Raw genomic sequence first — 14,874 nt, forward strand, 5'->3', positions numbered from 1 at the left:
AACGATGATTAAAATAGGAATTACAGGCGGTGTAGGGTCAGGTAAGAGCCGGATTCTGGATGAGCTTAAGGGAAAGTACGGCGCAGCTGTCTATCAGGCGGATTTGATCGCGCATGAGGTGCAAAGGCCCGGGGAAGCCTGTTATCGGGAAGTCATAGAAAGGTTCGGGGAGGAAATTTTAAATACGGACGGAACGATCGACAGGTCCCGACTGGGGGCAATTGTTTTCAATGATTCGGGAGAACTGGAGGCGTTGAATGCAATCGTACACCCTGCGGTAAATGCGCGGATTCTGGAAGATATAGAAAAAGAAGAGAAAAATGGGTGCCGCCTTTTTGTGCTGGAGGCGGCGCTCCTTACTGATAAAATTTATCATGAAATGCTGGATGAAATCTGGTATATTCATGTAGAAGAGGAAGTGCGAAAAGACAGATTGTCCGCCACCCGTGGATACAGCAGGGAAAGGACGGAGGCCATGATGGCCTCGCAGCCGAAGGAAGCGGTATTTAGGAAAAGCTGTGATCGTGTGATCGAAAACAGCGGGGATTATGAGCAGACCTCCCGGCAGATAGAGGCGGCGGTTCGCGCAGTCCTTGGCACTTTGGAATTATGCCGCAGGTGGTGAATCCTGCAGAGCAGGATTCCTTTTATGGGAAATTTGTGTGGATTCACCTGCCAGGCGAATCCGAAAATGTTTAAAATTATGGGATTAGAAGCAATTTATGTGGATAATCCCGAGACTGACAAGGAGAGACATACATATGAGATTATGCAGCATAGCCAGTGGAAGCAGTGGAAACTGCATTTATGTGGGAACGGACCACACACATCTGCTGGTGGATACGGGAATCAGCAGGAGGCGGGTGGAGGAAGGACTTGCCGCGCTGGACGTAAAAGGGGAGGAATTAAGCGGAATCCTGGTCACACACGAACACGCGGACCACATTCAGGGACTGGGAGTATTCAGCAGAAAATATGGAATTCCGATTTATGCGACCCCGGGGACTCTGCGGGGAATCCGGGAGTACCGGGCACTGGGGAAGATGCCGGAAGGGCTTTACCGTGAGGTGACGCTTGATGAGGATTTTGTACTTGGCGATATCAGGGTTCACCCGTTCTACATTTCTCATGATGCCAACGAGCCAAGTGGGTTCAGGCTGAGCCAGGGAGAAAAATGTGTGGCGGTCGCAACGGATCTGGGAAAATACGACGAGTATACGGTCAGGAACCTGCAAAATGTAAATGCGCTTCTTCTGGAGGCGAATCATGACCTGCATATGCTGGAGGTCGGACCCTATCCCTATCCGCTGAAGCGGCGTGTAATGGGGGACAGAGGACATTTATCAAATGAATTGTCAGGCAGGCTGCTTTGTGATATACTACATGAGAACCTCAGTCATGTGGTTCTGGGACACTTAAGTAAGGAGAATAATTATCCGGAGCTGGCCTATGAGACGGTCAAGCTGGAGGTGACACTTGGGGACAATCCTTACAAGGGAGACGAGATCCCGATTTCTGTGGCAAAACGCGACAGTATTTCAGAAGTGATCTCATTGTAGTAATTGGAACTTTAATGTAGAAAACAGCAGAGCAGGAGGGCATCATGAAAAAGTGTATTATCACAGTAGTAGGCAAAGACTCAGTAGGAATTATCGCAAAGGTATGTACCTATCTGTCAGAGACGAACATTAATATTCTGGATATTTCCCAGACGATCGTTGACGGGTATTTTAATATGATGGCAGTGGTGGATGCGGAAAAGTCAACGAAAGAGCTGGATATTGTTTCGGTCGAGCTTCAGGATCTTGGACTTACGATCGGTGTAGATATTCATTGCCAGAGAGAAGAGATCTTTCTCAGAATGCACAGATTATAAGAAAAGAGGGCGGGACTATGATCATTAATTTTAACGAAGTAGCAGAGACGCACCAGATGATCAGCGAAGAGAAGCTGGACGTGCGTACAATAACGCTGGGGATCAGCCTGCTGGATTGTGTGGATTCCAATCTGGAGAAGCTGAATGAGAAGATATATCATAAAATCACGACCGTCGCAAAGGATTTGGTGGAGACGGGACGAAAGATAGAGAGAGAATTCGGGATTCCGATCGTAAATAAACGAATCTCCATTACCCCGATTTCCCTGGTCGCAGGGTCAGCATGCAAGTGTCCGGAAGACTATGTGTCAATCGCCGAGACTTTGGACAGGGCGGCAAATGCCGTCGGTGTGAATTTTATCGGCGGTTATTCCGCACTGGTATCCAAGCAGATGACAAAAAGTGAGGAAGAGCTGATCCGCTCGATTCCGATGGCACTGGCAAAGACCGAACGCGTATGTAGTTCGATCAATGTGGGCTCTACCAGAACCGGCATCAATATGGATGCAGTCCGCCTTTGCGGTGAGATCGTAAAGCTGACGGCGGAGGCTACCGCCGAGAGGGATTCTCTTGGCTGCGCCAAATTGGTGGTATTCTGTAACGCACCGGATGACAATCCGTTCATGGCGGGTGCATTTCTCGGCGTGACGGAGGGCGACGCGGTCATCAATGTGGGAGTCAGCGGTCCGGGAGTAGTGAAAAAAGCGATTGAATCCTGCAGAGGGAAAGGGTTCGAGGAATTATGTGAGACGATCAAGAAGACGGCGTTTAAGGTGACGCGTGTCGGGCAGCTTGTGGCGGGAGAGGCGTCTAAGCGGCTGGGAATTCCTTTTGGAATTGTGGATCTGTCCTTGGCACCCACTCCTGATGTGGGAGATTCCGTGGCGGAGATTCTGGAAGAGATCGGACTTGAGCGTGTTGGCGCACCGGGAACGACAGCGGCGCTTGCCATGCTTAATGACCAGGTGAAAAAGGGAGGCGTCATGGCTTCTTCCTATGTGGGAGGCTTAAGCGGAGCATTTATTCCGGTCAGTGAGGATCAGGGAATGATCGACGCGGTGAACGCCGGTGCGCTGACCATGGAGAAGTTGGAAGCGATGACTTGTGTCTGCTCGGTAGGTCTTGATATGATTGCGATTCCGGGTAAGACGTCTCCGGCTACCATTTCCGGTATCATTGCGGACGAGATGGCAATCGGTATGGTGAATCAGAAGACAACAGCAGTGCGTTTGATTCCGGTCATTGGAAAGGATGTCGGAGAGGTGGCAGAGTTTGGCGGTCTGCTGGGATATGCGCCGATCATGCCGGTGAACGAATTTGATTGCAGTACATTTATCAGCCGGAAGGGAAGGATTCCGGCACCAATACACAGTTTTAAGAATTAGGAGGCAGCGTAGCTATGGGGAAAGTAGCGATTGTAACAGACAGTAACAGTGGGATTACACAGGCAGAAGGCAAAAGACTTGGAATTTCCGTGATTCCGATGCCGTTTTATATCAACGAAGAATTGTTCCTGGAGGATATTACGCTTACGCAGGAAGAGTTCTATCAGCGTCTGGAAGGGAATGCGGATATTAAGACTTCCCAGCCCTCTCCGGCAGATGTGACAGCGCTTTGGGACGAGCTTTTGAAGGAATACGATGAGATCGTTCATATTCCGATGTCCAGCGGGCTTTCCAGTTCCTGTGAGACGGCCATGATGCTGGCAGAAGATTATGATGGAAAGGTGCAGGTGGTAAATAACCAGCGCATCTCCATTACCCAGCGGCGCTCTGTATTGGAAACCATAGAACTTGTGAAGAACGGAAAAACTGCGGCCGAGATCAAAAAAATACTGGAAGACACCAAGTTTGACAGCGATATCTATATCACGCTGGATACGCTTAAATATTTGAAAAAGGGTGGACGTCTGACTCCGGCAGCGGCTGCGATCGGAACGGTGCTTAATCTGAAGCCGGTCCTTCGGATTAAGGGCGAGAAGTTAGATGCATTTTCCAAGACACGTGGCTGGAAAGCTGCGAAAAAGACGATGATTCAGACAATCAAAGATGTGATTGCAAGGGATTTCGCAGATTGTGACGGACCAAAAGATCTGTATCTTGACGCGGCTCATACATGCAAGGCAGAGGAAGCGGCTGAGTGGAAGAAGGAGTTGGAAGCGGAATTTCCAGGTTATGATATTCATATGGACCCGTTGTCTCTCAGTGTTTCCTGCCATATCGGACCGGGAGCAAAGGCAGTCGCCGTTACGAAGATTCTGCATGTTTAGAGATATGTATGTTTAGGAAAAAATGATTGATTTATTTCACCGCGTGTTTTCACGCGGTGAATTTTTCTTTATTTGGATTACAGTATACAAATCTGCTGTACGCATTCGTGGATAAAAGGCCGGTGGTATTTTGCAGTTACCACAGATTCATACAAATTGGCAGCAAGCAGATCCAGGTTCAGCATGCGATTGCCCCGCTCATTTAGGAGGGGCCGGTCGGAAGGCCTGGTGATCAGAGGTATCTGTGCGTGCGTTTTGATCTCGCTTAGGATGGCAGCGTCCGCCCTGGCAAATCCAAGGACTCTTGCATAGTGGGCGTAGCCATTTTCATGGTAGTAGGCTGCCTCCTCCTTTGTGATCCCAAGCAGTACATGAAGCAGGATTCGGCTGATGCGGGCAAACGTCACTTCCCGGGTCTTTAACAAATCACAGAATTGATTCCAGGTGATCAACGCATTTTGATTTCGCATGATCCGGTTGGCTAATTCCGGCGTCATATCGGCATAGAGATTCAGACTTTCGGCAGTTTCCGTAAGCAGCCGGTATTTCAGCAGGAGCGAAAAATCGTCGGCGCCGATGGGATACCTGCATTTGTAGTTCTCGCGAAGCAGCAAATGACAGGAGGACGGAACCTGGCCGATCAGCGAATCCCATTCGGGAGCATAGTCCGGGCAGGCCAAAACCTGGCGGATTGCTGACGCCGAACTGTAAGTGTCGGAAAGGTCAGTATCGTGGTAAGCGGACGTGTGTCTTTGTATTGTCAGGGCTTCAAGGGGACTGTGAAGCTGCTCGATGGCCTTTAGATATTCGATTCCGAGAATATTGTTCGGTTCTTTTAAAATGTCGGAAAGCGCCGGATCTTTGGTATATTGAAGAAGGGCCTTCTGCCGTGCCAGGGGATAGGAAACGCCTTGTTTGAGCAGTTCCTGCAATAGAAGGCGGAATTCTTCCGGCTCATCTGCCAGTATATGGGCCGCCTTTTTCAGCAGCCTGATATCCCCGCATTCACTCCCGAAACAGATGCTGCTAACGCACCTAAGACTGGTGAAAATGGAAATGGCGCCGCGGGCAAAATACTCAGCGCTTCCACAGGCACTAAGGACGGGAAGCTCCAGGACCACACCGGCCCCACCGCGTAATGCCATCATAGCGCGGAGATGCTTCGGGAGGAGAGCAGGCACTCCCCTTTGCACGAAATCTCCGCTCATCAGAACGATGGCAGCATCGGAATTCGTCAGTCTTAGTGCTTTTTCGATATGATACTGGTGCCCATTGTGAAAAGGGTTATATTCTGCAATTAATCCGACAATTTTCATTTTCTTTCTCAGAATCTCCTTGTAACTTGCTTTTGAAATGATTATACTATATATAGAGATTTTATGCAAAAGAATCTCTTATGCTTACTATATCCGACAGAAAAGGGGGAAATGTGCCATGGATCAGGAAAAGATACTTTCGCTTCTGGAAGAACGGCGCTATAAAGAACTGAAAGAGGAACTTGAGAATTATTACCCCGTGGATATCGCCATGTTTCTGGAGGAAGTGGAAGAAAAACAGATTATCATCTTGTTCCGGCTTCTTGCCAAGGAGGAAGCGGCCGAGACATTTACTTATATGAACAGCGATATGCGTGAGACGCTGATCAATGCACTGACGGATTCCGAGCTGGAAGAGGTCATGGACGAGATGTACCTCGATGATACGGTCGACGTACTGGAGGAGATGCCGGCCAATGTGGTAGACCGTCTTCTTCTGGCGACCGACGAGGATACCAGAGCGCAGATCAACCTCCTTTTGCAGTACCCGGAGGACAGCGCCGGAAGCGTCATGAATGTGGATTACATCGGTCTGCGCCCGGATATGACAGTGGCAGATGCGATCCTGAAGATACGCCAGGTAGGCCTCAACCGGGAGACGATCTATACCCTGTATATTACGGAGAAGCGGAAGCTGATCGGCGTTGTAGATATCAAAGATCTTCTCACCAGCAGTGAGAACCGTACCATGGAAGAGATCATGGATACGAATATTCTGTACGCACACACGACGGACGATCAGGAGGAGGTGGCAAGCACCATCAGGCGATACGGACTTGTGGCAATCCCGATCGTGGACCACGAGATGTGCATGGTGGGAATCGTAACGGTAGACGACGCTATGCTTGTCCTGCAGGACGAGGCCACCGAGGATATCAGTAAGATGGCCGGTGTGACGCCGAACGAAGAGACCTATTTTGGAACGACGGTATTTGAACACGCAAAGAACCGAAGTGTCTGGCTTTTGTTCCTGATGCTCTCGGCCACCTTCAGCGGTCTGGTGCTGGATCATTTTTCACCGGTGATTGTTGCCATGCCGGTCTTAAATGCGTTTGTCCCGATGCTGACCGGGACGGGCGGTAACTGTGGTTCGCAGAGCTCTACCTTAATTATCCGCGGTCTGACGGTAGGCGAGGTGCGGTTCAAGGACCTCTTTAAAGTCATATTTAAGGAGGTACGGGTGGCAGCGCTGGTAGGAGCTTTTCTGGCCGTTGTAAACGGGATCCGGGTGGTGATCATGTACCAGGACAAGGTGGAAAGTCCTGTCATGCTGGCGCTGGCTCTTGGGATCACTTTGATCTGTACGATCGTGATGGCAAAGACGATCGGCTGTACCCTTCCTCTGGCGGCAAAGAAGATCGGACTGGACCCCGCGATCATGGCGGCACCGCTCATTACAACCCTGGTGGATACGGGAACCACTCTCATTTATTTTACCGTTGTCATGCAGGTGTTCCCACAGCTTGGGGGACTAATTTGAGAAAAAACTGTCAAAAAAATAACATATCTTGTCCCCGATATTTTTATGCGTTATAATGGAAAAAGGAGTGCTGATTTTCAATCTATATTGAAAATTATGTGATATAAGAAGGGAGAAACACTATGAATGTATTAGTAATCAACTGCGGAAGTTCCTCTTTGAAATTCCAGCTCATCAATTCGGAATCAGAGGGCGTTCTGGCAAAGGGACTTTGCGAAAGAATTGGTATTGACGGAAGACTTACCTATCAGCCGGCCGGCGGGGAAAAGGCTGTAACGAATCTGGCTATGCCGACTCATACCGAGGCGATTCAGTTCGTGATCGATGCTCTGACGAACAGTGAGACAGGCGTAGTAAAGAGTCTTGATGAGATTGGAGCTGTCGGACACCGCGTTGTACATGGCGGAGAGAAGTTCTCCAAGTCTGTTGTTGTGACAGAGGAAGTAAAGAAAGCAATCGAAGAGTGTAATGATCTTGCACCGCTTCATAACCCGGCGAACCTGATCGGTATCGCGGCATGTGAATCCCTGATGCCGGGAACTCCGCAGGTAGCAGTATTCGACACCGCTTTCCATCAGACTATGCCGGAGAAGGCGTATATGTATGGACTGCCGTATGAGTATTATGAGAAATACAAAGTAAGACGTTACGGATTCCACGGAACAAGCCACAGCTTCGTATCCAAGAGAGTTGCTGAGTTCCTTGGCAAACCGTATGATGCGACCAAGACGATCGTGTGCCACCTTGGAAACGGTTCTTCCATTTCCGCTGTTATGAACGGCGAATCCGTAGATACTTCCATGGGACTTACTCCGCTGGAAGGTCTGGTAATGGGAACCCGTTCCGGTGATATGGATCCGGCCATCATGGAGTTCATCGCTAAGAAAGAAGACCTGGATATCGCAGGCATCATGAATGTCCTGAACAAGAAATCCGGCGTGGAAGGCATCTCAGGCGTATCCAGCGATTTCCGTGATCTTGCACAGGCTGCGGAGGAGGGCAACGCAAGAGCAGCGCTGGCTCTGGACGTATTCGCATACCGTGTAGCTAAGTATGTAGGAAGCTACGCTGCAGCTATGAACGGCGTTGACAATATCGTATTTACAGCCGGAATCGGTGAGAATGACGGAGGCACGAGAGCAAAGATCTGCAGCTATCTCGGATATCTGGGAATCACCATTGACGAGGAAGCAAACGGAAAACGCGGCGAAGAGATCGTGATCTCTACTCCGGATTCCAAAGTAACTGTACTCGTGATCCCGACCAACGAAGAGCTGGCAATCGCAAGAGAGACAGTAGCATTAGTATAGACCAGTGATACATTGCTTTGTGATTTTGTGGATTTGGAGCGAAAAAGGACATAAAAACCTTAAAATTCGCAAATAATCTGGTTGACAAAAAGATTTTACATGATATAATAATCTAGGTATGAACAGGAGTAATGTGTTATGATAATTAACCTGTCAGAAGTTTTAGCCGAACCGCATACTACCATTGAGGACGTGGTTATTTCTGATATGAAGGAAGTCTCGGTCGGCGGGAGGACATTCCCGATCACAGAGATGAGGCCGGTAGAGATTCGCATTGAATATGCCGGAGAGAAGAAACTTCATATCACAGGGAATGCCCGGCTGACGGTAGTGATTCCGTGTGACCGGTGTCTGACGGACGTGACCGAGACACTGGAGCTGTCTTTTGAGAAGAATGTGAATACGGATCCTGCATGCGAGACGGACTATGACGATTCCGATGAAGCGAATTATATTGACGGATATCATCTTGATGTGGAGCAACTGCTCTACAACGAGATTTTAGTAGGGTGGCCGACGAAAGTTCTATGCAGAGAAGACTGCAGGGGGATTTGCAGTGAGTGTGGACAGAACCTCAACGAGGGGACATGCAGCTGCGAAGACACGGGGCTGGACCCCAGAATGTCAGTTATCCGCGATGTCTTTAAGAATTTTAAGGAGGTGTAACCTATGTCAATTTGTCCAAAGAATAAATCTTCTAAAGCAAGAAGAGACAAAAGAAGAGCGAACTGGAAGATGAGCGCACCGAACCTGGTGAAATGCAGCAAATGTGGAGCTCTTATGATGCCGCACAGAGTTTGCAAGGCTTGCGGATCATACAATAAAAAAGAAATCATCACTGTTGAGTAATTGAGACAATGTGAGGAAGAGGAAGGATTTTCAGAGATATCTGGAGATCCTTCTTTTAGTTTCTGTTATAGAAAAAATAATCCGTCCTATTGATTTTTAGAATGATGTTTAGTAGAATAGGTTTTAGTAATGCTGGGAGGGAAACAGTATGAAGGAAATAACGAAGGTGGCGCTGGACGCTATGGGTGGCGACAACGCGCCGCAGGAGATTGTAAAAGGTGCCGTAGATGCGGTTCAGAAGAACAGTGACATTCAGGTGATCCTTGTTGGTAAGGAAGAGCTTATAGAAAGAGAGCTTGCAGCATATACCTACAATAAGGAACAGATCACCATCAGGAATGCCACTGAGGTGATCGAGACAGCCGAACCCCCGGTCATGGCAATCCGCAGAAAGAAGGATTCTTCCATCGTAGTCGGACTTAAGATGGTGAAGAACAACGAAGCGGACGCATTTGTTTCCGCGGGAAGCTCCGGAGCAGTGCTCGCAGGAGGCCAGCTTCTTGTGGGGCGCATCAAGGGTGTGGAGAGACCACCTTTGGCACCACTGATTCCTACAGAGAGGGGATTCTCACTGCTGATAGACTGCGGGGCGAACGTCGACGCCCGGCCTTCTCATCTGGTGCAGTTCGCCAAGATGGGGTCTATTTACATGGAGCATGTGATGGGAATTAAGAATCCCACTGTGGGTATCGTGAATATCGGTGCGGAGGAAGAAAAAGGGAATGCCCTGGTAAAAGAGACCTTTCCGCTTTTGAAAGAATGCAGGGACATTAACTTTACGGGAAGCATCGAGGCAAGAGAGATTCCTCACGGCCAGGCAGACGTGGTAGTCTGTGAGGCCTTTGTGGGAAATGTCATTTTGAAGATGTTTGAAGGCGTAGGAGCCGTTCTGGTGTCAAAGATCAAGGGCGGCATGATGCAAAGTCTTCGCGGCAAGATCGGTGGTCTGCTTGTGAAACCGGCTCTGAAAGAGACGATGAAATCCTTTGACGCAAGCGAATACGGCGGAGCACCGCTTTTGGGACTTAACGGCCTGGTGGTAAAGACGCACGGCAGTTCCAAAGCCAAAGAGGTATGCAACTCCATTTTGCAGTGTTTGACCTTTAAGGAGCAGCATATCAATGAAAAAATCAGAGAATGCATTCAGGCAGAAGAGACGGTGCCTGAAAAATAAGCAGAAAAAGAAAGGGTAACAGTTATGGAATTTGAAAAGTTAAAAGCGATTATTGCAGAAGTAATGACGATTGAACCAGATGAGATTACGATGGACTCAGCATTTGTTGATGACCTGGGAGCAGATTCGCTGGATATTTTCCAGATTATCATGGGAATCGAAGAGGCATTTGATATTGAGATCGATAACGAAGAGGCAGACAAGATTGCTACCGTAGGTGATGCTGTTGAGGCGATCAAGAACGCTGTGAACTAGGCAGAGGATAAGTGAAAAAGCCCGTGTAAGGGCTTTTTCCTTTGATAGGAGAAGAGATGAGCAAAGACATTAAAGAATTGCAAGAGAAGATTGGGTATCATTTTAAGAGCAGTGAACTTCTGAACCAGGCGCTTACGCATAGTTCCTATGTAAATGAGCACCATTTGAAAAGAAATGACTGTAATGAACGGCTGGAATTTCTGGGAGATGCGGTCCTGGAACTTATATCCAGCGAGATTCTGTTTTCGTCGACCCCGGAGATGCCGGAGGGCGATATGACCAAGCTGCGGGCCAGTATGGTATGTGAGAAATCGCTGGCGTACTGTGCAAGGGCGTTGGGGCTTGGAAAATATCTGTTCCTGGGACGAGGGGAAGATACCATGGGCGGAAGAAGGAGAGCTTCCGTTATTTCAGATGCTTTGGAGGCGCTCATAGGGGCGATTTATCTTGATGGTGGTTTTGCTAATGCAAAAGAGTTTATCAGCAGGTTCGTGATGAACGATCTGGAAGGGAAACGGCTCTTTTTTGATAGCAAGACTATCTTGCAGGAGATGGTTCAGGGAAGTCACGATAACAAGCTCAATTATCAGCTTGTCAAGGAGGAAGGCCCCGACCACAATAAGGTATTCCAGGTACAGGTACTGTTGGGAGACGTATGTTACGGCGAGGGCTGCGGCCGCACGAAGAAATCCGCAGAGCAGGCGGCTGCGTTTCATGCGATCCTGAAACTAAGAGAAGGGAAGGCTGCAGAAGAAAAGGCTGATCAGGTGGATGTATGTATCTGAAAAACATAGAAGTTCAGGGCTTTAAGTCCTTTGCCAATAAGATCGTCTTCGAGTTCCACAATGGTATCACCGGGATTGTGGGACCGAACGGCAGTGGGAAAAGTAACGTGGCAGACGCCGTGCGCTGGGTTTTGGGAGAACAGCGGGTCAAACAGCTCCGTGGCGGCAGTATGCAGGACGTCATTTTTTCCGGGACAGAGAACCGCAAACCCTTAAGCTATGCCTCGGTCGCGATCACGCTTGACAATTCGGACCATCAGCTTCCGGTCGAATTCGAGGAAGTGAAGGTGACAAGGAAGCTCTACCGTTCGGGAGAAAGTGAATACCTGATCAACGGCAGCACCTGCCGTCTGAAGGATATCAATGAGATGTTCTACGACACCGGTATCGGAAAAGAGGGGTACTCTATTATCGGCCAGGGACAGATCGATAAGATCCTGAGTGGAAAACCGGAGGAGAGAAGGGAGCTGTTCGATGAGGCGGCAGGAATCGTAAAGTTCAAACGCCGCAAGAATATGTCTCTTAAGAAGCTGGAGGAAGAACAGCAGAATCTTGTCCGTGTGAACGACATTTTGGGCGAGCTGGAGAAGCAGTTCGGTCCGCTTAAAAGGCAGGCGGAGACGGCACGGGAATACTTAAAGAAGAGAGAAGAGTTAAAACGGTACGATATCAATATGTTCCTGCTTGAGACGACAAGATTAAAGGAACAGATGAAAGAGCTGGACAAGAACCTTGCGATCTCTCAGAATGAACTTGATGAGGCGACGCAGAAATATGCGGACATGAAGGCGGAGTATGAAGCCATCGAGGAGAAGGTGGATATGATCGACGCGGAGATTGAGCGTGCAAGAGGCCAGCTGAATGAGACGACGCTGTTAAAGCAGCAGTTGGAGAGCCAGATCGCTCTTTTGAAGGAGCAGATAAGGAGTGCCCGCACGAATGACGAACATTATGAACAGCGCGCGCGGGATATCTATGGGGAACTGGCGATCAGGGAACAGCAGATGGAATCCTTAAGCCGCGAGAGGGAAGTGGTCTCCGGAAAACTTTCTGATGAGAAAAAACGGCAGGAAAAGGCCAGGGAAGAACTGATAGAGGTACAGTCCCAGATCGCAGACATGACGGGGCAGATTGACCGGAATCAAAGTGAGATCCGTGAGATTTTGAATAGCAGGGCCTCTACCACGGCGAAGATTCAGCATTATGAGACGATGCTTGGCCAGATCCGTGTGCAGAGGGCGCAGTTTAACAAGCAGCTTCTGGAGGCGGACAGCGAGATGCGTAAGCAGAAGCAGCAGGAGTCCGTTTATGAGGAGGAACTGCGCGGCATTTCCGGCAAGATCGCGGATCAGGTGCAGGAGATCAAGCAGTATGAGGCGCAGATCGAGACCCTTCAAAAAGAGATCACCCAGAAGAGCCAGCAGCTCCAGATCGGGCAAAGTGCCTACCACAGAGAGGCTTCCCGTCTGGAATCCCTGAAAAATATTACGGAACGTTATGATGGGTATGGCGGCAGTATCCGCAAGGTAATGGAACAGAAAAAAGTGCAGCCGGGGATTCTCGGCGTCGTTGCAGATATCATCAAAGTAGAGAAGCGGTATGAGATCGCGATCGAGACGGCGCTGGGCGGCAGCATTCAGAATATCGTGACTTCCGATGAGGAGACGGCAAAACGCATGATTTCCTATCTGAAGCAGCATAAGTTTGGACGAGCGACCTTCCTTCCGCTTACGGCGATCCGCGGCGGACAGGGGATCGCAAGGCCGGAAGCTATGAAGGAGCCGGGGGTAATAGGAACCGCGGACCGTCTGGTGAGCGTGGAACAAAAATACGAGAAGCTGGCGGAGAATCTGCTGGGCAGGACCCTGGTCGTGGATCATATTGATACCGGTATCACGCTAGCGAGAAAATACAGGCAGTCTTTGCGGATCGTCACCCTGGAAGGGGAACTGATCAGCCCGGGTGGTTCTATGAGCGGCGGCGCCTTTAAGAATTCCAGCAATCTGCTCAGCAGACGCAGAGAAATCGAAGAATTTGAAAAGACGGTGCTTCTTCTGAAAAAGGAAATGCAGGAGGCGCAGAGCGCGCTGGAGGAGATCCGCCAAAGGCGGGCAGGATTTTATAATAAAGTCGAGGAGATCCAGCAGCAGCTTCCAAAAGGATTACGTCACACAGAATACGGCCAAGATGCATCTGGATCAGGTCAGATCGCGTCAGAGGTATACCGCCGAGACGGTGCAGACGATTCAAAAAGAAAGAGAGCGGCTTATCGCACAGATCGAAGAAATCGGAGAGAACCAGGATTCGATTCAGGTCGAGCTTGAGACCAGTGAGCAGTTAGAAAAAGAGGCCGCCTCTACCGTAAATGATCTGCAGGCAAAGCTGGAGCTTTTAAGAGAGACGGAGAGCATCAAGGTCAAAGAGAATGAGGACGTGCACCTGTCACTGGCAGCTCTGGAGCAGAAGAATGCATTTATTACCGAGAATCACGAACGTATTCGGGAAGAGATAGAGCGGTTCAACCAGGAGCTGCGTCAGATTGACGCCAATAAAGGCGAGACCAGCGGGGAGATCCGGCAAAAAGAGGAGGAGATCGAAAGCATTCGACAGACGATCGAGGATTCCAAGGAACTTTTTGCAGAGATTAATGAAAAGATTGCCACTTCCCAGAAAGAGCGGGAAGAGCTGAATAACCGCAATAAAGCCTTTCTCGGAAAGAGGGAGGAGCTGTCCCGGCATATGGCAGACCTGGATAAGGAAGTGTTTCGTCTTACCAGCCGCAGGGAGGCTCTGGAGGAGGCTTCAGAGAAACAGACGAATTATATGTGGGAGGAGTATGAACTGACCTATAATCGTGCTCTGGAGCTTCGTGATGAGAATCTGACCGATCTTTCGCTCATGAAGAAACGGATTCAGGCGATTAAGGCAGAGATCAAATCCCTTGGCTCCGTCAACGTCAATGCCATTGAGGATTTCAAAAATCTTTCCGAGCGGTATGAGTTCCTGAAAGGGCAGCATGATGATCTGGTCGAGGCGGAGGCGACGCTGAAAAAGATCATTGAGGAATTAGATGAAGCGATGCGCAGACAGTTCACAGAGCAGTTTGCGCGGATCGCCGAAGAATTCAATCATGTATTTAAGGAATTATTCGGCGGAGGCAAGGGTACACTGGAATTATTGGACGATGAAGATGTGCTGGAGGCGGGAATCCGTATCATCGCACAGCCGCCTGGGAAGAAATTGCAGAATATGATGCAGCTTTCCGGTGGCGAGAAGGCGCTGACGGCGATTTCGCTGCTGTTTGCGATTCAGAATCTGAAGCCGTCCCCCTTCTGTCTTCTTGATGAGATCGAGGCGGCGTTAGATGATTCCAATGTGACCAGATTTGCCGGATATTTACATAAGCTGACGAAGAATACGCAGTTCATCGTGATCACTCATCGAAGAGGAACCATGACGGCTGCGGACCGTCTTTACGGAATCACCATGCAGGAGAAGGGAGTCTCCACCCTGGTATCCGTAGATTTATTGGAAGAACAGTTGGATAAGTAAGAAGGAGG

General features: G+C 49.3%; 13 protein-coding genes and 1 pseudogene. 13 read left to right on the top strand and 1 reads right to left on the bottom strand.

The annotated features are described in order from the left end of the window. The first annotated feature begins 4 nt into the window (after positions 1–4). The 5 genes from coaE (at position 5) to ABXS75_11160 (ending at position 4,145) form a co-directional block, all read left to right on the top strand. Positions 5–625 (top strand): dephospho-CoA kinase, encoded by a 621-nt coding sequence (gene coaE / locus ABXS75_11140; GenBank protein ID XCP83635.1) that lies wholly within the window; start codon positions 5–7, stop codon positions 623–625. Positions 626–761: 136 nt separating this feature from the next. After that, positions 762–1,559 (top strand): MBL fold metallo-hydrolase, encoded by a 798-nt coding sequence (locus ABXS75_11145; GenBank protein XCP83636.1) that lies wholly within the window; start codon positions 762–764, stop codon positions 1,557–1,559. Between the two features lie 44 nt (positions 1,560–1,603). Beyond that, a complete protein-coding gene (locus ABXS75_11150) occupies positions 1,604–1,876 on the top strand; it encodes an ACT domain-containing protein (GenBank protein XCP83637.1) in 273 nt (90 codons plus the stop codon). A gap of 20 nt (positions 1,877–1,896) precedes the next feature. Further along, positions 1,897–3,261, top strand: coding sequence for a PFL family protein (locus tag ABXS75_11155; GenBank protein ID XCP87141.1), 1,365 nt, complete (start codon positions 1,897–1,899; stop codon positions 3,259–3,261). A gap of 14 nt (positions 3,262–3,275) precedes the next feature. Beyond that, positions 3,276–4,145: a DegV family protein gene (locus tag ABXS75_11160; protein ID XCP83638.1), complete on the top strand. Its 870-nt coding sequence runs from the start codon at positions 3,276–3,278 to the stop codon at positions 4,143–4,145. 77 nt (positions 4,146–4,222) lie between these two features. On the opposite strand, the gene ABXS75_11165 is transcribed toward ABXS75_11160, so the two are convergent. Continuing rightward, positions 4,223–5,461 carry a nucleotidyltransferase gene (locus ABXS75_11165; protein XCP83639.1) on the bottom strand — a complete coding sequence of 413 codons (1,239 nt, stop codon included), beginning with the start codon at positions 5,459–5,461 and terminating at the stop codon, positions 4,223–4,225. 118 nt (positions 5,462–5,579) lie between these two features. Between ABXS75_11165 and mgtE the strand changes: the two genes are divergently transcribed. From mgtE to smc, 8 genes and pseudogenes are all read left to right on the top strand, one after another. Beyond that, positions 5,580–6,941, top strand: coding sequence for a magnesium transporter (mgtE, locus tag ABXS75_11170; GenBank protein ID XCP83640.1), 1,362 nt, complete (start codon positions 5,580–5,582; stop codon positions 6,939–6,941). 122 nt (positions 6,942–7,063) lie between these two features. Continuing rightward, on the top strand, positions 7,064–8,251 hold the full coding sequence (locus ABXS75_11175; GenBank protein ID XCP83641.1) for an acetate kinase: 1,188 nt from the start codon (positions 7,064–7,066) through the stop codon (positions 8,249–8,251). 138 nt (positions 8,252–8,389) lie between these two features. Continuing rightward, on the top strand, positions 8,390–8,917 hold the full coding sequence (locus ABXS75_11180) for a DUF177 domain-containing protein (GenBank protein ID XCP83642.1): 528 nt from the start codon (positions 8,390–8,392) through the stop codon (positions 8,915–8,917). 3 nt (positions 8,918–8,920) lie between these two features. Further along, the gene (rpmF, locus tag ABXS75_11185) at positions 8,921–9,100 is read left to right on the top strand and encodes a 50S ribosomal protein L32 (protein ID XCP83643.1); all 180 of its coding nucleotides are present in this window, start codon (positions 8,921–8,923) and stop codon (positions 9,098–9,100) included. Between the two features lie 148 nt (positions 9,101–9,248). Beyond that, the gene (gene plsX, locus ABXS75_11190) at positions 9,249–10,274 is read left to right on the top strand and encodes a phosphate acyltransferase PlsX (protein ID XCP83644.1); all 1,026 of its coding nucleotides are present in this window, start codon (positions 9,249–9,251) and stop codon (positions 10,272–10,274) included. A gap of 24 nt (positions 10,275–10,298) precedes the next feature. Next, complete coding sequence (gene acpP, locus ABXS75_11195; protein XCP83645.1) at positions 10,299–10,529, top strand: acyl carrier protein; 231 nt, start codon at positions 10,299–10,301, stop codon at positions 10,527–10,529. A gap of 56 nt (positions 10,530–10,585) precedes the next feature. After that, a complete protein-coding gene (gene rnc / locus ABXS75_11200) occupies positions 10,586–11,314 on the top strand; it encodes a ribonuclease III (protein ID XCP83646.1) in 729 nt (242 codons plus the stop codon). Beyond that, positions 11,305–14,866, top strand: a pseudogene (gene smc, locus ABXS75_11205) (chromosome segregation protein SMC). The gene rnc and the pseudogene smc overlap by 10 nt, the downstream one beginning before the upstream one ends. Positions 14,867–14,874 lie beyond the last annotated feature (8 nt).

Origin of the sequence: Roseburia hominis, assembly GCA_040702975.1 — a bacterium.
In the GTDB taxonomy this organism is placed as follows: Bacteria; Bacillota; Clostridia; order Lachnospirales; family Lachnospiraceae; genus Allocoprococcus; species Allocoprococcus hominis_A.